This window comes from Arthrobacter sp. NicSoilC5 (assembly GCF_019977395.1).
In the GTDB taxonomy this organism is placed as follows: domain Bacteria; phylum Actinomycetota; class Actinomycetes; order Actinomycetales; family Micrococcaceae; genus Arthrobacter.
Genome location: NZ_AP024660.1, coordinates 1 through 17,687 on the forward strand (window position 1 = coordinate 1; position 17,687 = coordinate 17,687).

Here is a 17,687-nt window from a genome sequence, read left to right on the forward strand (position 1 = left end):
ACGCCGTGGTGCACGCCCGTATCCCGCGGACCGTCCTGGGCCTGCTGGCCGGCGGTGCGCTGGGCCTGGCCGGTGCGGCGATGCAGGGTGTTGCCCGCAATCCGCTGGCCGATCCCGGCATCATCGGTGTCAACGCCGGAGCTGCCCTGGGGGTGGTCACGGGAATCTACCTCTTCGGCGTCACCACCTTCACCGGCTACATCTGGTTCGCGTTCACCGGGGCCGCCGCGGCCGCCGTCGTGGTGTACCTCATCGCCTCGCTGGGCCGGGACGGCGCAACGCCGGTGAAGCTCGCGCTGGCGGGAGCAGCATTGAGCGCCGGGCTGTCATCGCTCATGAACGTCATCCTGGTCTCCAGCCAGGACACCCTCGACCGGTTCCGCTTCTGGCAGGTGGGCGGCATCGCGGGCCGTGACTGGCCGGTACTCCTGCCGGGTTTGCCGTTCCTGGCGGCGGGTGCGCTGGTCGTGCTGCTGGCCGGGCGGACCCTCAACAGCCTTGCCCTGGGGGACGACGTTGCCCGCGGGCTGGGCCAACGGGTGGGCCTGGCCCGCGCCGTGGTGGCCCTGGGGGTGGTCCTGCTGTGCGGCACGGCCACCGCGCTGGCGGGGCCCATCGGCTTCGTTGGCCTGGTGATCCCGCATGCTGTGCGCTTCCTCACCGGCCCGGACTACCGCTGGATCCTGCCGTTGTCCCTGGTGGCCGCCCCGGCGCTGCTGCTGGGCGCGGACATCGTTGGCCGGGTGGTGCTGCTTCCCGGTGAAATCCCGGCGGGCATCATGACCGCCCTGGTCGGCGCCCCCGTGTTCGTGTGGCTGGTCCGCCGCGGGAAAGGGGCAGGCCTGTGACCGGCGTTGCGCTATCAGATATGGCTGCCAAAACCGGTCCCAAGGGGCCAGAAGTGATGGAGCAGCGCGGGGGACGGGGGCGACTGCACCGGACCGCGATGCTGGCTGCCGCCGTCGTGATCCTGTTCTTCGCGTCCGTCCTGCTGGGCAGCTACACGGTGACCATTTCGGATTTCTTCACCATCGTCATCAACCACCTCACCGGCGGCGCGAAGATTCCGGGAGCCAGCTTCATCGTGATGGAGAACAAACTTCCCCGCGCGGTCATCGGCACCCTGATCGGGATCGCGTTCGGCCTGGCCGGCGCCCTGTTCCAGACCATGCTGCGGAACCCCCTCGCCAGCCCCGACGTTATTGGCATCAGCTCGGGGGCCAGTGCGGCGGCGGTTGTTGCGATCGTTGTTTTCGGCGTATCCGGTGCCGCTGTGTCCGCGGCGGCGCTGGCGGGTGCCCTGGCCGTGGCGGCCCTGATTTACGCGATCTCCCGAGGCGCCCGCCGAACCGGCAGGGGAACCGCTGCCGGAAACAGGCTGGTCCTGGCCGGTGTGGGGACCGCGGCAGCCCTCCAGGCCGTGGTCAGCTTCCTCATGACCCGGGCCGACATCCGCACCGCCGCCGACGCCCTGGTCTGGCTGAACGGATCCCTGAACTCCGCCAACTGGGACCGCGCCGGGATCCTCTTCCTTGCGCTCGCCGCCCTGCTTCCCGCCACCGGGCTTATCGCCGGGCCGCTGCGAATCCTGGAACTGGGGGATGACGCAGCGGCCGGGCTGGGCGTCCGGGTCAACACCGCGCGCCTGGCACTGGTGGTCGTCGCGGTATCGCTGGCAGCAGTGGCGACGGCGGCTGCCGGACCGGTCTCGTTCGTCGCCTTCCTGGCCGGTCCCATCGCCCGCCGCTTCACAGGCAAAGCCAGCCTGCCGGCGTCGGCCATGGTGGGCGCCCTGATTGTCCTGGCGGCCGACTACTTCGCCGCCAACCTGGCCCCCTTGTTTTTGGGCGGCACAGTGCTCCCGGTGGGCGTGGTCACCGGCGCGCTCGGCGCCCCGTTCCTGCTGTGGCTCCTGGTCACGGCCAACCGAAAGGATGCCTGACGTGGCAGTTCTCCAAGCCAAGGACCTGACCCTCAGCTACCACCAGCGCTGCGTGGTGGACGGGCTCAGCGTCCGGCTCCCCGAAGGCAGGGTGACCATGATCGTGGGCGCCAACGCCTGCGGAAAGTCGACCCTGCTGCGCGGCCTGTCCCGGCTCCTGAAACCCGCCAGCGGCGCCGTGACCCTGGACGGCAAGGACATCCATTCCCGCCCGGCACGCGAACTGGCCCGCACCCTGGGCCTGCTACCCCAGCACCCCAGCGCCCCGGACGGGATCACCGTCCGCGACCTGGTGGGGCGGGGACGCTACCCGCACCAGGGCTTCTTCCGCAACTGGAGTGTCAAGGACGACGCCGCGGTGCAGCGCGCGCTGGAAGCCACCGGAACGCTGGAGCTCGCCGGGCGGGACGTGGACGAACTGTCCGGCGGCCAGCGGCAGCGGGCCTGGATCGCCATGGCCCTTGCCCAGGAAACCGACGTCCTGCTGCTGGACGAACCCACCACCTACCTGGACCTGGCCCACCAGGTGGAGGTCCTGGACCTGGTGACGGACCTGAACCGCACGCGCGGCACCACCGTGGCCATCGTCCTGCACGACCTCAACCTGGCCGCCCGCTACGCTGACCACGTCATCGCCATGAAGGACGGCGCCGTGGCGGCCTTGGGGTCCCCGCACGACGTGGTGACGGAGGACCTGGTCAAAAACGTCTTCGGCCTGGAGAGCCGCGTCATCCCGGACCCCGTCTCCGGTACCCTGATCCGCTGATCCTTCCCATTGGTCGCCACCACGCCACAACCACCGAACTGGAGCTCGTTTCATGAAGACCCGGGAAAGCGCCGCCACCCAGCCGGCAACCCAGCCGATGAGCCTTGCCTTCGAGGTGACCGTCTCAGCTGTCCAGCAACTGAGCCCCACGTTCCGCAGGATCACCTTCGGCGGCTACTCCTTGCGTGACTTCGGCGTCCACGGCCACACCCTGGACCTGCGGGTGAAGCTCGTCATTCCATCGCAGGCCCCCGACGGGTCGGTCCTGCCGGTCCCCGCCTTCGACACCGCCCACGCCGGCTGGTACCGGGACTGGTTGGCCATGGACCCGGCCGTGCGCGGCTCCATGCGCACCTATACGGTCCGGGAGGCGCGGCTGGATGCGGTGTACCCCGAGATCGACGTCGACTTCGTGATGCACGCCGACGAGGATGGGCACGCCGGGCCGGCAGCGGACTGGGCATCCAAGGCCAAACCCGGCGACCCGCTCACCCTCATCGGCCCGAACAACCGCGCCGCGCACTGCGTCACCGCCGAAACCTATTCCGGTATCGAGTGGCGCCCCGGCATGGCCCAGCGCGTCCTGCTCGCCGGCGACGAAACCGCCGTCCCCGCCATCTCCGCGATCCTGGAAACGCTCCCGCCATACATGAGTGGCCACGCCCTCCTGGAAGTCCCGCAGGCAGGCGACTTCCTCGAACTCAGCTCCCCGGCGGACATCGAAATCACCTGGCTCGCCCGCGGCGCCGCCATCGGGCGGTCCCGGCCACACGGGCAGCTGCTGCATGAGGCCGTGCGCAAAGCCGTCCCCGTGCCGGGCTGGGTGGGCATCAAAGCCTCCGACGCCGGCGCAGGTCCCGAGCCCGAAGACGTCAACGTGGACGAGGACATCCTTTGGGAGACACCGTCCCGGATGGAAACCGCCGCCATCAGCGCCACCAAGAACCCGGACATGCCCGCCGGTGCCATGCCGTTCTACGCCTGGATCGCAGGTGAAGCAGCCGTCATCAAGGACATGCGCCGCTACCTGGTGCGGGACGTGGGCATCGACCGGAAACAGGTGGCGTTCATGGGGTACTGGCGGCAGGGCAAAGCCGAAGGCTAGCCAAACGCCCCATCAGATCCTGCCGGTATTTCTGGGACGCCCCATCAGATCCTGCCAGCATTTCCGGGACGCCCCATCACTTACTGTTCATCCCGGCGTCGTGATTCCTTTGACTTGTCCCGGTACTTTCGTGGCTGTGTCCTCTGATCCCTTGCTTCCTGACTCCGGGCGGCGGGTGTTTGTTGCCCTTGGGGATTCCTTTACCGAAGGGGTGGGGGATCGGGATGAGCGGCTGCCCAACGGGGTGCGGGGGTGGGCCGACCGGGTGGCCGAGAAACTCGCCAAGGCGCAGCCAGGGTGGAAATATGCCAACCTGGCCATCAGGAGCAAGCGGCTGCGGCACATCGTCGACGAGCAGCTGGAACCGGCGCTGCGGATGCGGCCAACGCTTGTCACGCTCTACGCCGGCGGCAACGACATCCTGGACCTGAAGACCGACATGCCGGCGCTCATGGCGGACTACGAACAGCTGGTGGCCCGGCTGGCCGGTACCGGGGCCACGCTGGTCCTCTTCACGGGGTTCGACGTCAAGGTGTCCGCCCTGCTGGAGCCACTGAAGAAGCGCAACACTTATTACAACCAGCGGGTCCGGGACATCGCGGATAAATACGGGGCCGTGCTGGTGGACTACTGGTGCCTGGACGCCTTCCACGACCGGCGGATGTGGGACTCGGACCGGCTTCACATGTCCAAAGCCGGGCACAAATACCTTGCCGGGCAGGTGCTGGACCAGCTGGGCGTGCCGCACAAGATCAAACCCAGGGACTGGGAACCACCCGCCCGGCCCGGCCTGCGCGAGTGGGAGCGGCGCCAGCGCCGCTGGGTCCACGACTGGGTCCTGCCGCTCTTCGGCCGCAAGCTCCGTGGGGTCACGCTGGGGGACACCCTCACCCCGCGCTGGCCCCAGCCGGTGAAGGTTCCGCGGAACGGCGGGTTGAAGAAGCTCGCCGCCGGAACGTCCGACGCCGGCAGCATACCTTCGGGAAGCAGCCCGCCTTAGGGTGCGGGCTGGGGAGGGGTGTCCAGCAGGATTTCGTAGCCCGGGGCCACCCGGCCTGCATGGAATTCCATGACTTCGAAGTCGGCAACCCCGTTGGTGTAGAACGGATCCTGCGCCAGGCTCGCGTCCAGGGTTTCCCGTTCGGCCTGCGACAGCAGCAACCCGCCGGTGCGCGGAATCTTGCGTCCGGCGGCGATGAACACGCCGTCGTCGAACGCCTTTTGCAGCCAGGCGATGTGGGCGTCGTTGTGGAAGTCGACGATCTCCTGGGGCACGCGGTAGGTGAGGGAGACAACATACATGGGGCAAGCCTACCGGCGCCGCACCAGCTACTTGAAGGATCAATCGTAGAATAGGGAACATGACCGAACCCCGCTGGCTCAACGCTGACGAACGCCGCGCCTGGCTGGCGCTGGTAAGCATCAATACGCTGCTGCCTGCCGCCCTGGACACCAAGCTGCACGCCGCGGGAAAACTGTCCCTGTTCGATTACACCGTCCTGGCCATGCTGTCCGAAGCCGAGGACCGGTTCCTGCCCATGAGCGAGCTCGCAGCCCGCACCAGCGCCTCCCTCTCCCGCCTCTCACACGTGGTGACCAAGCTGCAGAAGCGCGGCTGGGTGGAACGCCGCCCGCACCCCCACGACGCCAGGGTGACCACGGCCCACCTCACCGAGGAAGGCATGGCCACGATTGTCGGCCTGGCCCCGGCGCATGTTGAGGACGTCCGTGACCTGTTCCTCGATGCCCTGACTGAACAGGACGTGCTGGACCTGGCGCGGATCGGTGAAAAAGTGGTGGGACGCCTGGACTCGGACCACTGGATCCTGCGCGAAACCCAGGCCTGACCCGAGAGCATCCCGGGCGATTGGTTGCTTCCGGCAACGGGTGGCAAACTAACCGCATGGATTTCACTTCCCGGTTTGTGGCACTCGGCGACTCTTTCACCGAAGGCGTCGGTGACGACGACCCGGCACGTCCCAACGGTGTCCGCGGATGGGCCGACCGTGTGGCGGAACAGCTCTGCGCCGCGGACCCGGACTTCGGCTACGCCAACCTGGCCATCCGTGGCAGGAAGCTCCGCCAAATCCTGGCTGAACAGGTGGACGCCGCCGTCGAACTCAACCCCACCCTGGTGAGCATCTACGCCGGCGCCAATGACATCCTCCGCCCGCGCGTGGACATCGATGATCTCCTCGTGGAATACAACGACGCCGTGGCGAAGCTCGCTGCCACCGGCGCCACCGTGGTGATGTTCACGGGTTTCGACGCCCGGGGTTCGAAGGTATTCGGCACCATGCGGGGCCGCACTGCCATTTACAACGAACTGGTCCGCGGGATCGCCGGGGACCACGGCGCCCTGCTGGTGGACTACTGGCGCTTCAGCGAGTACTACGACTGGGGCATGTGGGCCCACGACCGGATGCACATGTCCGCCGCCGGCCACGCGAACATGGCCAAGCGCGTGCTTGAGGTCCTCAAATGTGACCACTCCATCGACGTCCCGCCCATGACTCCGGTGCCGGAACTGAGCGGGGCCGACGCCATCCGTGCCAACGCCCAGTGGTTCCGCGAATACGCGGCGCCGTGGGTGGTCCGCCGCGTCACCGGGAAATCCTCCGGGGACAACCTGCAGGCCAAGTACCCCCAGCTCACGCGGCTGTAGCGCGGGTCCTGGCTGCGCCTCTCCTACCCCGGCTGGAACGCCGGAGTCGCCAGGATCGAGCCGTCCGCGCGGATGGCCAGCACGGCAACGTCCCAGTTGTCCGCGGCACGGTCCAGCATCCGTGTCCCGCCGGCAACGATCGCCGTGGCCAGAACGTCGGCGGTGACAATATCCCCGGCGGCAACGGTGACCTGGACAAACCCGTCGTCACCGGCCCTGCTTCCCACCCGCCAGATGTGCTCGCCGCGTTCAGCGGAGCCGGAGGTGGCCATCGCGCTGTGCCGGCTGTTGCCGCCCAGCGGATATCCCGTGATGAGGGTCAGTCGGTCGGCAGGGTCCACCACGCCGGCTTTCCAGGGTTCGGCGCTGCCGGGGTGCGGCGAACCGCTGACCAGGACGTCGCCGCCGGCGTTCAAACACCAGTCCCGGCGGCCCAGGGCCACGAGCGACGTCCCGGCCGCGCGGATGGCATGGCCCTTGATGATCCCGGACAGATCCAGCACCCCGTCTGGCCTTTCAGGGGTGAAGGCCCCTTCCGTGCGCAGCCGCCACTCGTGGGCTTCGGCATAACGCTCGCGCATCTGCGCCGAGGCGCGGGGCAGCGTCAGTTCACCGCGCGCCAGCCTGCTGGCTTCCGAATCGGGGCGGTACAGGCTGAACGTTTCGTCCAGGTCCCGGAACAGGCGTTCGACGACGGCGGTGGCGGCTGCGAGCTCGTCGAGCCCCGGCTGCCCTTCCGCGGGGGAGTCCACCGGCAGTGTCAGGCCGATGACCGTTCCCATGCAGTCAAAGGTGCGGGCCTTCAGGGTGGTGCCTGCCGTGGCGGGCAGGGGGTTAGAGGTTTGCTGCATCGAGGGCTGCCTGGAGTGAGGTGAGGTAGGCGTCGCTGGTGATGGTGGCGCCGCTGACGGTCTGGACATTGGCAGACTGCGCCGCCAGGACCTTGCTGCGGAGCAGGGGTGCCGCGCGGTTGCTGATCTGGATGGATTTGCCGTCCGTATTGGTCAGCTGCAGCGCCGTGACATCGGTGATCTTCCCGTTCGCCACCGTGATCTGGACCTGCACGGGGCCAAACCGGGTCTGGACGGTGTTGCCCTTGTAGGTGCCGGACGCGGAGGAATTGGACGAACTGGACGAACCGGAGGACCCGGAGGAGCTTGCTGACCCGGAAGACCCTGCGGTGCCCGATGAGCTGGAGGACCCGGCCGACCCGGACGAACCCGTCCCCGTGGACCCGGTGCCTGTTGCACCCGTGGTGCCGGTCGCCGTCGTACTTGATGCGACGGTGCTGATGCCGCCGGCCTGCGTGCCTGTCTGCCAGCCCGCCAGGAGGATCCCGGCGGAGGCCAAAGCTGCTGCGACTGTTCCGCGAATTTTCACCAGTCAAACCTTTCGTGATGGATCTGTTCCTCGGGGACGCCGGCCTTCCCGGCGTCCGCAATGACATTGGCCGCCCACGCCGCCGGGCCGCAGACGTAGACGTCCGCATCCCTGATGTCCGGCACATAGGAGGTAAGGCTGTAGCCGTTGCGCACCGAGTCCTCGGGAAGCCAGGTGGACCGGCCAGGGCCCCGCGGCCCGGTGAGGTGGAAGAGCCGGGCCCCGCGCGCCTGGCAGAGGTCAAGGATTTCGGTGCCCAGGTAAAGCTCCTTGTCAGTGTGGCCGCGGAGCAGGACCGTGGCCTCGCCTGGAGCGAACGGGGTGGTCTCCAACAGCGCGCGCAGGGGAGTGATGCCGATGCCGGCGCCGATCATCACCACCTTGTTCTTCGTCCGGGCTGCCGTGCTGAGCAATCCGTAGGGACCCTCCAGGGCCACCTTGGTGCCCTTCCGCAGCCGGAGCAGCTGGGCGGAGCCGTCGCCGAGGTTCCGGACGGTGACCCGCAGCGTCCCCTGGCCGTCCCGGCCGTTGACCACGGGCTCCGCGGACAGGCTGAACGGGTGGGGGTGCCACCACATGCCCGGCGCCAGGAAGCGCCAGATGAAGAAGCGTCCGCCCGTCCCCGCCAGCTGGTCCAGCTTCCGTCCCCGCATGACGATGTTCACCACGCCCGGAGCCACGGCCTCCACGCGGGCCACCGTCAGTTGGTGGCGCGCGGTGGCCAGAACCGGCTCAAGGATGCGGAAGTACACCAGGGCACTGCCGGTGTAGATGCAGATGGCGAGCCAGTACCACCGCTGCCAGGTGCCGGCCGCAAAGAGGCCGCCCACGCTGAACTGGTGCGGGATTGACGTTGCCACCGCCGCGTAGGTCAGCAGGTGGACCACGTACCAGAACTCGTACGGGAAGCGCCGGCGCACAGCCACCAGGGAGGTCACCACGACGGCGATGAACAGGGCCATGGAGACGAACGCCAGCCACATGTCGGGGACCTGCACCCACAGGTTGATGGATTCGCTGACCGGGTCCAGTCCCTCGGCCATGCCGTACCCGATGACCAGCAGGAGGCCGTGTGCCAACAGGAGGTAGAGGGAGGGCTTGCCCAGTTTGCCGTGGAATTCCAGGGCCCGGTCGTGGCCGATGGTGCGGTCGATGAACGGGATCCTCGCGGCCAGGAGCAGCATCAGCAGGACCAGGTCCATACCCGCCAGGCCGGCCACGATTCCCGCCGCCGTGAACAGCGAGGCGGGCGAGGTGATGCTGGTGGCCCCGCCGTCTGCCAGCCATAAGGCGATGGCGGCAGCCACGGATGCCCAGGCAATGACGGTCAGGAAGTCCGTCCGCAGCAGGCGCCGGCGGTACTGGCGGGCGAACCAGCCGCGGGCGGGTATCTTCGGTGGTGAGAGCTCCGGGCGGCCGGAGCTGCTTGCGGCCGGTGATGCCGGCAGGAGCTGTGTGTTCATGCATCAAACATGCTTGGGGAAGCTATGTCCCTGCTGTGAAAAGGGGCCAGCGGCTGCTGTGACCTTTCAACAGGGGCAAGCCCTTATACACCCGATTGGTCTTTAATTGCGTCAACTCGTAGACTTGGTAGGCGCTAAGTGCGCGGAGCGTGCGCAATTGCTCCGGTTGCCCGGTAATTTTCTCCAGGGTGGCCGGTAGTTAGGGGCTCAAGTTGCGTAACTAACCGTTGCCCGTACATTCTGTGGGTCGCACTTGGCAGCATGGTCCAGCAGCAGATATGCGGATCATTACTTTCAATTCTTGAGGAGAAGTCATGGCAGCACACTGCCAAGTGACCGGGGCCGAGCCGGGCTTTGGGCACAGCATTTCGCACTCGCACCGCCGCAACAAGCGTCGGTTCGATCCGAACATCCAGAAGAAGCGCTACTGGGTTCCGTCCCTGCGCCGTAACGTCACGCTGCAGGTTTCTGCACGTGGCATCAAGACCATCGACGTGCGCGGTATCGACGCAGTCGTCGCCGACATTCTGGCTCGTGGGGTGAAGCTCTAGTGGCTAAGGACAAGGACGTACGTCCGATCATCAAGCTCAAGTCGACCGCGGGCACGGGTTACACCTACGTGACCCGCAAGAACCGTCGTAACGACCCGGACCGCATGGTCCTGAAGAAGTACGACCCCAAGATCCGCCAGCACGTCGAATTCCGAGAGGAGCGCTAAACATGGCTAAGAAGTCCAAGATTGCTCGCAACGAGCAGCGCAAGGTCATCGTTGAGCGTTACGCTGCCAAGCGCCTCGAACTGAAGAAGACCCTGGTTGACGAAAACGCAACCGACGAAGCACGCGAAGCAGCCCGCCTGGGCCTGCAGAAGCTGCCCCGCAACGCGTCCCCGATCCGTCTGCGCAACCGCGACATCATCGACGGCCGCCCCCGTGGCACCTTCCAGAAGTTCGGTATCTCCCGTGTTCGCTTCCGCGACATGGCTCACCGCGGTGAGCTCCCGGGCATCACCAAGTCTTCTTGGTAATCCAGCACCGCTGATTCCAGCTGCTTGAGAAGGGCCGGCAACCTTAGGGTTGCCGGCCCTTCTGCGTTTAACCCATTGCTTGTTCAGCGGCCGGCCCTGCCAGGAAACACCTGTGCGGCAGCACACAGCGGCAGAATGACGACGACGGCAGGTTGCGCAGGCGCTCCACCCCGGGTTTCGCGCGGAATACCGGGGATTTCCGGCCTCCGAAGGGCCGGTTTGCGATGGGACCGGTGTGCGTGTATTGTTTTCTAAGTCGCCGCGGGGGAGACAGTGAAGAACTGTTCACCGGGTGGCCAAAACCCCAAATCAAGGCCAGAATCTGGTTGCTCTTTAGGGCGCTGGAAATCGGTGTGGGGCGGTCTTCAATTCGATGTGAATCCTGAAAGATGGATTTGCTTCGGAGGTGGGGATCGGGTAACTTTGAAAAGTTGCTCCGGAGCGATCCTGAACGTTGGTTTGGGTGGTGCCGGGTGTGTCTGTTGTTTGAGAACTCAATAGTGTGCCAAGTTTGTTGATACCGATTATGTATGTAATTGGTTGAATTTGCCGAATCGTGCCGCCCCTGTGGTGTGGTTTGGTGTTTTTAGCTGGTTTCAAATTTTGTGCAGCCATTATGACCGTTATTTCCGGTGGTTTTGGTTGTGTCTGTTTGTTTTCAACGGAGAGTTTGATCCTGGCTCAGGATGAACGCTGGCGGCGTGCTTAACACATGCAAGTCGAACGATGATGCCCACTTGTGGGTGGATTAGTGGCGAACGGGTGAGTAACACGTGAGTAACCTGCCCTTGACTCTGGGATAAGCCTGGGAAACTGGGTCTAATACCGGATATGACCGACTATCGCATGGTGGTTGGTGGAAAGCTTTTGTGGTTTTGGATGGACTCGCGGCCTATCAGCTTGTTGGTGGGGTAATGGCCTACCAAGGCGACGACGGGTAGCCGGCCTGAGAGGGTGACCGGCCACACTGGGACTGAGACACGGCCCAGACTCCTACGGGAGGCAGCAGTGGGGAATATTGCACAATGGGCGCAAGCCTGATGCAGCGACGCCGCGTGAGGGATGACGGCCTTCGGGTTGTAAACCTCTTTCAGTAGGGAAGAAGCGTAAGTGACGGTACCTGCAGAAGAAGCGCCGGCTAACTACGTGCCAGCAGCCGCGGTAATACGTAGGGCGCAAGCGTTATCCGGAATTATTGGGCGTAAAGAGCTCGTAGGCGGTTTGTCGCGTCTGCCGTGAAAGTCCGGGGCTCAACTCCGGATCTGCGGTGGGTACGGGCAGACTAGAGTGATGTAGGGGAGACTGGAATTCCTGGTGTAGCGGTGAAATGCGCAGATATCAGGAGGAACACCGATGGCGAAGGCAGGTCTCTGGGCATTAACTGACGCTGAGGAGCGAAAGCATGGGGAGCGAACAGGATTAGATACCCTGGTAGTCCATGCCGTAAACGTTGGGCACTAGGTGTGGGGGACATTCCACGTTTTCCGCGCCGTAGCTAACGCATTAAGTGCCCCGCCTGGGGAGTACGGCCGCAAGGCTAAAACTCAAAGGAATTGACGGGGGCCCGCACAAGCGGCGGAGCATGCGGATTAATTCGATGCAACGCGAAGAACCTTACCAAGGCTTGACATGAACCGGAAAGACCTGGAAACAGGTCCCCCACTTGTGGTCGGTTTACAGGTGGTGCATGGTTGTCGTCAGCTCGTGTCGTGAGATGTTGGGTTAAGTCCCGCAACGAGCGCAACCCTCGTTCTATGTTGCCAGCACGTGATGGTGGGGACTCATAGGAGACTGCCGGGGTCAACTCGGAGGAAGGTGGGGACGACGTCAAATCATCATGCCCCTTATGTCTTGGGCTTCACGCATGCTACAATGGCCGGTACAAAGGGTTGCGATACTGTGAGGTGGAGCTAATCCCAAAAAGCCGGTCTCAGTTCGGATTGGGGTCTGCAACTCGACCCCATGAAGTCGGAGTCGCTAGTAATCGCAGATCAGCAACGCTGCGGTGAATACGTTCCCGGGCCTTGTACACACCGCCCGTCAAGTCACGAAAGTTGGTAACACCCGAAGCCGGTGGCCTAACCCCTTGTGGGAGGGAGCTGTCGAAGGTGGGACTGGCGATTGGGACTAAGTCGTAACAAGGTAGCCGTACCGGAAGGTGCGGCTGGATCACCTCCTTTCTAAGGAGCACCTACAACAACCGGCCTGGATGTATGTCCGGGTGTGGGGGTTGTCAGGAAGCAAGCCCGTTGCGCAGGCGATTGTCCTGCGGCGGGTGCTCATGGGTGGAATATCAACAAATAGCGGCCGTTGTGTTGTCGTGTCTTTTCCTAGTACGAACCCTGGTGGTTCTGGAACGGTGGGCGTGGTGATGTGGTGGTTTTCGTGTTTGGCACACTGTTGGGTCCTGAGGCAACAGGACCACGGGTTCGCTGTCTTCGCCTTTCGGGGTGTGGGTGGTGTTCTGGTGGGTTTGTTTGTTTCTGGTTTCCCTGCCATGACGGTCCACGCACGTGTGTGTGGGGTGTGTGGTGTGGGGTTGTTGTTTGAGAACTACATAGTGGACGCGAGCATCTTGTATAAGAAGCAATTTCCAAGATAAATGAACCTGGATCTGGTTCGTGTGCCTTTGGGTGCGCGGGACAGTTTTCGTGGTTCTCTCGAAAATGTTTTTGATCTTTGTGGTCAAGTTTTTAAGAGCACACGGTGGATGCCTTGGCATTAGGAGCCGAAGAAGGACGTAGGAATCTGCGATAAGCCTGGGGGAGTCGATAACCGGACTGTGATCCCAGGGTGTCCGAATGGGGAAACCCCGCCAAGCGCGCGAGTGACTTGGTGACCCGTACCTGAACACATAGGGTGCGTGGGGGGAACGCGGGGAAGTGAAACATCTCAGTACCCGCAGGAAGAGAAAACAATAGTGATTCCGTTAGTAGTGGCGAGCGAACGCGGATCAGGCTAAACCGTTCCATGTGTGATAGCCGGCGGGCGTTGCATGGTCGGGGTTGTGGGACTTTCCATACCAGTTCTGCCGGGCTGGTGGGGTGTGATGTGCGCGCATAGGTGAACGGTTTTGAAAGGCCGGCCAGAGAGGGTGTTAGTCCCGTAACCGTAATGTGTTTGTACCGCCTGTGAGAGTATCCCAAGTAGTACGGGGCCCGAGAAATCCCGTGCGAATCTGTCAGGACCACCTGATAAGCCTAAATACTCCCTAATGACCGATAGCGGACCAGTACCGTGAGGGAAAGGTGAAAAGTACCCCGGGAGGGGAGTGAAACAGTACCTGAAACCGTGTGCTTACAATCCGTCGGAGCCAGTCTGATTCTGGTGACGGCGTGCCTTTTGAAGAATGAGCCTGCGAGTTAGTGTTACGTCGCGAGGTTAACCCGTGTGGGGCAGCCGTAGCGAAAGCGAGTCTGAATAGGGCGTGTGAGTGGCGTGATCTAGACCCGAAGCGAAGTGATCTACCCATGGCCAGGTTGAAGCGACGGTAAGACGTCGTGGAGGACCGAACCCACTTCAGTTGAAAATGGAGGGGATGAGCTGTGGGTAGGGGTGAAAGGCCAATCAAACTTCGTGATAGCTGGTTCTCCCCGAAATGCATTTAGGTGCAGCGTTGCGTGTTTCTTGCTGGAGGTAGAGCTACTGGATGGCTAATGGGCCCTACAAGGTTACTGACGTCAGCCAAACTCCGAATGCCGGTAAGTGAGAGCGCAGCAGTGAGACTGTGGGGGATAAGCTTCATAGTCGAGAGGGAAACAGCCCAGACCACCAACTAAGGCCCCTAAGCGTGTGCTAAGTGGGAAAGGATGTGGAGTTGCCCAGACAACCAGGAGGTTGGCTTAGAAGCAGCCACCCTTAAAAGAGTGCGTAATAGCTCACTGGTCAAGTGATTCCGCGCCGACAATGTAGCGGGGCTCAAGTACACCGCCGAAGTTGTGGCATTCAGATATTTAGCTAAGCCCTTGTGGTTCAGGCGTCTGGATGGGTAGGGGAGCGTCGTGTGGGCAGTGAAGTCGCGGTGTAAACCAGCGGTGGAGCCTACACGAGTGAGAATGCAGGCATGAGTAGCGAAAGACGGGTGAGAAACCCGTCCGCCGAATGATCAAGGGTTCCAGGGTCAAGCTAATCTGCCCTGGGTAAGTCGGGACCTAAGGCGAGGCCGACAGGCGTAGTCGATGGACAACGGGTTGATATTCCCGTACCGGCGAAAAACCGTCCATGTTGAACAGGGGATACTAACCGCCCGAGACCTGCCTGACACCCCTTGTGGGTGAAGGGTTTTGGTGGAGCGCGGGACCTGATCCTGGGAGGCAAGCGTATTAACAGGTGTGACGCAGGAAGGTAGCCGAGCCGGGCGATGGTTGTCCCGGTCTAAGGATGTAGGGCGAGTGGTAGGCAAATCCGCCACTCATATAGCCTGAGATCTGATGGGACCCCCGTTTGGGGGGATTTGGTGATCCTATGCTGCCGAGAAAAGCATCGACGCGAGGTTTTAGCCGCCCGTACCCCAAACCGACACAGGTGATCAGGTAGAGAATACTAAGGCGATCGAGAGAATTATGGTTAAGGAACTCGGCAAAATGCCCCCGTAACTTCGGGAGAAGGGGGGCCCCAACCTTGAACGGACTTCGCGTCCGGGAGGGGATCGGGGCCGCAGAGACCAGGGGGAAGCGACTGTTTACTAAAAACACAGGTCCGTGCGAAGTCGCAAGACGATGTATACGGACTGACTCCTGCCCGGTGCTGGAAGGTTAAGAGGACCGGTTAGCCTCACGGCGAAGCTGAGAATTTAAGCCCCAGTAAACGGCGGTGGTAACTATAACCATCCTAAGGTAGCGAAATTCCTTGTCGGGTAAGTTCCGACCTGCACGAATGGAGTAACGACTTCCCCGCTGTCTCAACCATAAACTCGGCGAAATTGCAGTACGAGTAAAGATGCTCGTTACGCGCAGCAGGACGGAAAGACCCCGAGACCTTTACTATAGTTTGGTATTGGTGTTCGGAGTGGCTTGTGTAGGATAGGTGGGAGACGTTGAAGCCCGGACGCCAGTTCGGGTGGAGTCATCGTTGAAATACCACTCTGGTCACTTTGGACATCTAACTTCGGCCCGTAATCCGGGTCAGGGACAGTGCCTGATGGGTAGTTTAACTGGGGCGGTTGCCTCCTAAAAAGTAACGGAGGCGCCCAAAGGTTCCCTCAGCCTGGTTGGCAATCAGGTGTCGAGTGTAAGTGCACAAGGGAGCTTGACTGTGAGAGAGACATCTCGAGCAGGGACGAAAGTCGGGACTAGTGATCCGGCGGTACATTGTGGAATGGCCGTCGCTCAACGGATAAAAGGTACCTCGGGGATAACAGGCTGATCTTGCCCAAGAGTCCATATCGACGGCATGGTTTGGCACCTCGATGTCGGCTCGTCGCATCCTGGGGCTGGAGTAGGTCCCAAGGGTTGGGCTGTTCGCCCATTAAAGCGGTACGCGAGCTGGGTTTAGAACGTCGTGAGACAGTTCGGTCCCTATCCGCTGCGCGCGCAGGAAATTTGAGAAGGGCTGTCCTTAGTACGAGAGGACCGGGACGGACGAACCTCTGGTGTGTCAGTTGTACTGCCAAGTGCACCGCTGATTAGCTACGTTCGGATGGGATAACCGCTGAAAGCATCTAAGCGGGAAGCTCGCTTCAAGATGAGATTTCCATACACATTATGTGTGAGAGGCCCCCAGCCAGACCACTGGGTTGATAGGCCGGATGTGGAAGCGAGGACTAACGACTCGTGAAGCTGACCGGTACTAATAGGCCAATAACTTACACCACACAGAAAAACATTCTGCTTGCGTCCACTATGTGGTTCCCAACCAACAACCCTGTTGGCGGAACCTAACAATTGAATACAACACCACCCCCTGCCCGCGGGCAGGGATGTTGTAACCACAAGACTTCCCAACCCCCTGCGGGGTTCGGGTACAAGGGTTACGGCGGTCATAGCGTGGGGGAAACGCCCGGTCCCATTCCGAACCCGGAAGCTAAGACCCACAGCGCCGATGGTACTGCACCCGGGAGGGTGTGGGAGAGTAGGTCACCGCCGGAACAACTATTAATGGTCGAGGCCCCAACCACACGGTTGGGGCCTCCCACATTTAACAAACAAAACATTCTTGGGCTGCTCCATCAGGTACGGTCCCCAAAACCCGCGCTCACCAGCCACATTTACTGGCGCATGTGGCTCAGCCGCCTAGACTTACCGTCTATGACCCCCCAGATCCAAGGACCCAGGGGCAAGCGGGCCACCATCCTGGATGTGGCAGCTGCAGCCGGTGTATCACGCCAGACCGTGACCCGCGCCATGAATGACATGGCCGGCATCAGCCAGGAAACCAGGGAACGGGTCCAGGGACTTGCGGCGGAAATGGGGTACATCCCCAGCCGCTTTGCGAAGGGCCTGGTGCAGGGCGCCCGGACTTCCGTAGGACTCGCCATCCCGGACCTGACAAACCCGTATTTTCCGGCCTTCGCCTCCAGCGTGGTGGAGGCTGCCACCGAGCGTGGCTGGAACGTGGTGATGGACGATTACGGCCATGGCACCGGCAGCGCCGTAACTGCCGCTGCCCGGCTTGCGCCCCAGGTGGATGCGCTGATCGGCTACCTTGCGCCGCACCCCGATGAAGCGCAGGCGCTGATGGGCCGGCGCCCCGTCGTCGCCATCGACTACCCGGGCACGGACACCGCCGGAGGAATCGCCTTCGACTACCGTCACGCTGCCCGGCTCGCCCTCAGGCACCTGTCGTCCCGGGGCTGCCGGAACATCATCTTCCTGGACTCGGACCAAGGCACTAACGCCAGCAGCCGCAGCGCGGCAGCAGCGGCCGAGGCCGAAGAGGCAGGCGTGCACCTCACCCGCCTGCCGGCGGAGCCGTCCGCGGCCGCTGCCAAATCGGCGATCGCCCTGCTCTTGACGAGCGGGGGGCGCGTCGACGGCATTCTCGCCTTCAACGACCTGATGGCAGCAGGCGCACTGAAGGCGCTCCAGGGAACTGGCAGGTCTGCCCCGGACGATTGTCCGGTCATCGGCATGGACGGGATACCACTCGGGGAGCTGCTCACCCCTGAGCTGACCACCCTCTCGCTGGACCTTCACGCGGTGGGCCGCGCCGCCGTCGGACTCGTGGACAGCTTGCTTTCCGGCGCAGTCCAGGACCGCAGCCCCGAGGCCTTCCTGACCCTCCGGCATCAGCTTGTCCTCCGGCAGTCCGCCTGACCCCTACTCAAATGGAAATCGAACGGTTAGGCTTCTTCTGCAGCACCGTGAACGTTCACGTACCGTACTCCTCCCCGCCAAGGAAGA

The 17,687-nt window shown here is 63.1% G+C and carries 13 protein-coding genes, 3 rRNA genes and 2 pseudogenes; 14 read left to right on the plus strand and 4 right to left on the minus strand.

Annotated features, from left to right (window positions below):
* Positions 1-2: 2 nt before the first annotated feature.
* The 5 genes and pseudogenes from LDO22_RS00005 to LDO22_RS00025 all read left to right on the plus strand — a co-directional run.
* Positions 3-848, plus strand: a pseudogene (locus LDO22_RS00005) (iron chelate uptake ABC transporter family permease subunit); the annotation flags it as partial.
* 56 nt (positions 849-904) lie between these two features.
* Entirely contained in the window at positions 905-1,942 is a 1,038-nt protein-coding gene (locus LDO22_RS00010) for an iron ABC transporter permease (protein ID WP_224027234.1), read from the plus strand.
* 1 nt (position 1,943) lies between these two features.
* A pseudogene (locus tag LDO22_RS00015) lies at positions 1,944-2,764 on the plus strand (ABC transporter ATP-binding protein).
* Positions 2,761-3,813, plus strand: coding sequence for a siderophore-interacting protein (locus tag LDO22_RS00020; RefSeq protein WP_224023639.1), 1,053 nt, complete (start codon positions 2,761-2,763; stop codon positions 3,811-3,813). Before LDO22_RS00015 ends, LDO22_RS00020 begins: the two are co-directional and overlap by 4 nt.
* A gap of 136 nt (positions 3,814-3,949) precedes the next feature.
* Positions 3,950-4,813, plus strand: coding sequence for an SGNH/GDSL hydrolase family protein (locus tag LDO22_RS00025; RefSeq protein WP_224023638.1), 864 nt, complete (start codon positions 3,950-3,952; stop codon positions 4,811-4,813).
* On the opposite strand, the gene LDO22_RS00030 is transcribed toward LDO22_RS00025, so the two are convergent.
* Positions 4,810-5,115, minus strand: a complete 306-nt coding sequence (locus LDO22_RS00030) for a YciI family protein (RefSeq protein WP_159629763.1) — start codon at positions 5,113-5,115, stop codon at positions 4,810-4,812. The genes LDO22_RS00025 and LDO22_RS00030 overlap by 4 nt on opposite strands.
* Before the next feature lie 59 nt (positions 5,116-5,174).
* Between LDO22_RS00030 and LDO22_RS00035 the strand changes: the two genes are divergently transcribed.
* Both LDO22_RS00035 and LDO22_RS00040 read left to right on the plus strand, forming a co-directional pair.
* Positions 5,175-5,660 carry a MarR family transcriptional regulator gene (locus tag LDO22_RS00035; protein WP_159629765.1) on the plus strand — a complete coding sequence of 162 codons (486 nt, stop codon included), beginning with the start codon at positions 5,175-5,177 and terminating at the stop codon, positions 5,658-5,660.
* Between the two features lie 56 nt (positions 5,661-5,716).
* Positions 5,717-6,478 (plus strand): SGNH/GDSL hydrolase family protein, encoded by a 762-nt coding sequence (locus LDO22_RS00040; protein WP_224023636.1) that lies wholly within the window; start codon positions 5,717-5,719, stop codon positions 6,476-6,478.
* 23 nt (positions 6,479-6,501) lie between these two features.
* On the opposite strand, the gene LDO22_RS00045 is transcribed toward LDO22_RS00040, so the two are convergent.
* The 3 genes from LDO22_RS00045 to LDO22_RS00055 are packed head-to-tail and all read right to left on the minus strand — an operon-like array spanning position 6,502 to position 9,321.
* Positions 6,502-7,329, minus strand: coding sequence for an FAD:protein FMN transferase (locus LDO22_RS00045; protein ID WP_224023635.1), 828 nt, complete (start codon positions 7,327-7,329; stop codon positions 6,502-6,504).
* Complete coding sequence (locus LDO22_RS00050; protein WP_224023633.1) at positions 7,313-7,858, minus strand: FMN-binding protein; 546 nt, start codon at positions 7,856-7,858, stop codon at positions 7,313-7,315. The genes LDO22_RS00045 and LDO22_RS00050 overlap by 17 nt, the downstream gene beginning before the upstream one ends.
* The gene (locus LDO22_RS00055) at positions 7,855-9,321 is read right to left on the minus strand and encodes a ferredoxin reductase family protein (protein ID WP_224023631.1); all 1,467 of its coding nucleotides are present in this window, start codon (positions 9,319-9,321) and stop codon (positions 7,855-7,857) included. The genes LDO22_RS00050 and LDO22_RS00055 overlap by 4 nt, the downstream gene beginning before the upstream one ends.
* A gap of 314 nt (positions 9,322-9,635) precedes the next feature.
* On the opposite strand from LDO22_RS00055, the gene rpmB reads away from it, so the two are divergent.
* From rpmB to LDO22_RS00090, 7 genes are all read left to right on the plus strand, one after another.
* Positions 9,636-9,872: a 50S ribosomal protein L28 gene (rpmB, locus tag LDO22_RS00060; protein WP_018763944.1), complete on the plus strand. Its 237-nt coding sequence runs from the start codon at positions 9,636-9,638 to the stop codon at positions 9,870-9,872.
* Positions 9,872-10,039: a 50S ribosomal protein L33 gene (gene rpmG, locus LDO22_RS00065; protein ID WP_013602737.1), complete on the plus strand. Its 168-nt coding sequence runs from the start codon at positions 9,872-9,874 to the stop codon at positions 10,037-10,039. Before rpmB ends, rpmG begins: the two co-directional genes overlap by 1 nt.
* A 2-nt stretch (positions 10,040-10,041) precedes the next feature.
* Positions 10,042-10,347, plus strand: a complete 306-nt coding sequence (rpsN, locus tag LDO22_RS00070; protein ID WP_015938870.1) for a 30S ribosomal protein S14 — start codon at positions 10,042-10,044, stop codon at positions 10,345-10,347.
* 658 nt (positions 10,348-11,005) lie between these two features.
* Positions 11,006-12,527: ribosomal RNA gene (locus tag LDO22_RS00075) — 16S ribosomal RNA — on the plus strand.
* Between the two features lie 503 nt (positions 12,528-13,030).
* Positions 13,031-16,159: ribosomal RNA gene (locus tag LDO22_RS00080) — 23S ribosomal RNA — on the plus strand.
* Positions 16,160-16,316: 157 nt separating this feature from the next.
* A 5S ribosomal RNA gene (rrf, locus tag LDO22_RS00085) occupies positions 16,317-16,433 on the plus strand.
* Together the 16S, 23S and 5S rRNA genes form the textbook arrangement of a ribosomal RNA operon.
* Positions 16,434-16,592: 159 nt before the next feature.
* Positions 16,593-17,600 (plus strand): LacI family DNA-binding transcriptional regulator, encoded by a 1,008-nt coding sequence (locus LDO22_RS00090; protein WP_224023629.1) that lies wholly within the window; start codon positions 16,593-16,595, stop codon positions 17,598-17,600.
* The last annotated feature ends 87 nt before the right edge of the window (positions 17,601-17,687 follow it).

Coding starts and splice junctions, on each gene's coding strand:
- LDO22_RS00040 (WP_224023636.1), top strand. CDS start 5,717: ATGGATTTCACTTCCCGGTTTGTGGCACTCGGCGACTCTTTCACCGAA.
- LDO22_RS00090 (WP_224023629.1), top strand. CDS start 16,593: ATGACCCCCCAGATCCAAGGACCCAGGGGCAAGCGGGCCACCATCCTG.
- LDO22_RS00045 (WP_224023635.1), bottom strand. CDS start 7,329: ATGCAGCAAACCTCTAACCCCCTGCCCGCCACGGCAGGCACCACCCTG.
- LDO22_RS00055 (WP_224023631.1), bottom strand. CDS start 9,321: ATGAACACACAGCTCCTGCCGGCATCACCGGCCGCAAGCAGCTCCGGC.
- LDO22_RS00035 (WP_159629765.1), top strand. CDS start 5,175: ATGACCGAACCCCGCTGGCTCAACGCTGACGAACGCCGCGCCTGGCTG.
- rpsN (WP_015938870.1), top strand. CDS start 10,042: ATGGCTAAGAAGTCCAAGATTGCTCGCAACGAGCAGCGCAAGGTCATC.
- LDO22_RS00020 (WP_224023639.1), top strand. CDS start 2,761: ATGAAGACCCGGGAAAGCGCCGCCACCCAGCCGGCAACCCAGCCGATG.
- LDO22_RS00010 (WP_224027234.1), top strand. CDS start 905: ATGGAGCAGCGCGGGGGACGGGGGCGACTGCACCGGACCGCGATGCTG.
- rpmB (WP_018763944.1), top strand. CDS start 9,636: ATGGCAGCACACTGCCAAGTGACCGGGGCCGAGCCGGGCTTTGGGCAC.
- LDO22_RS00030 (WP_159629763.1), bottom strand. CDS start 5,115: ATGTATGTTGTCTCCCTCACCTACCGCGTGCCCCAGGAGATCGTCGAC.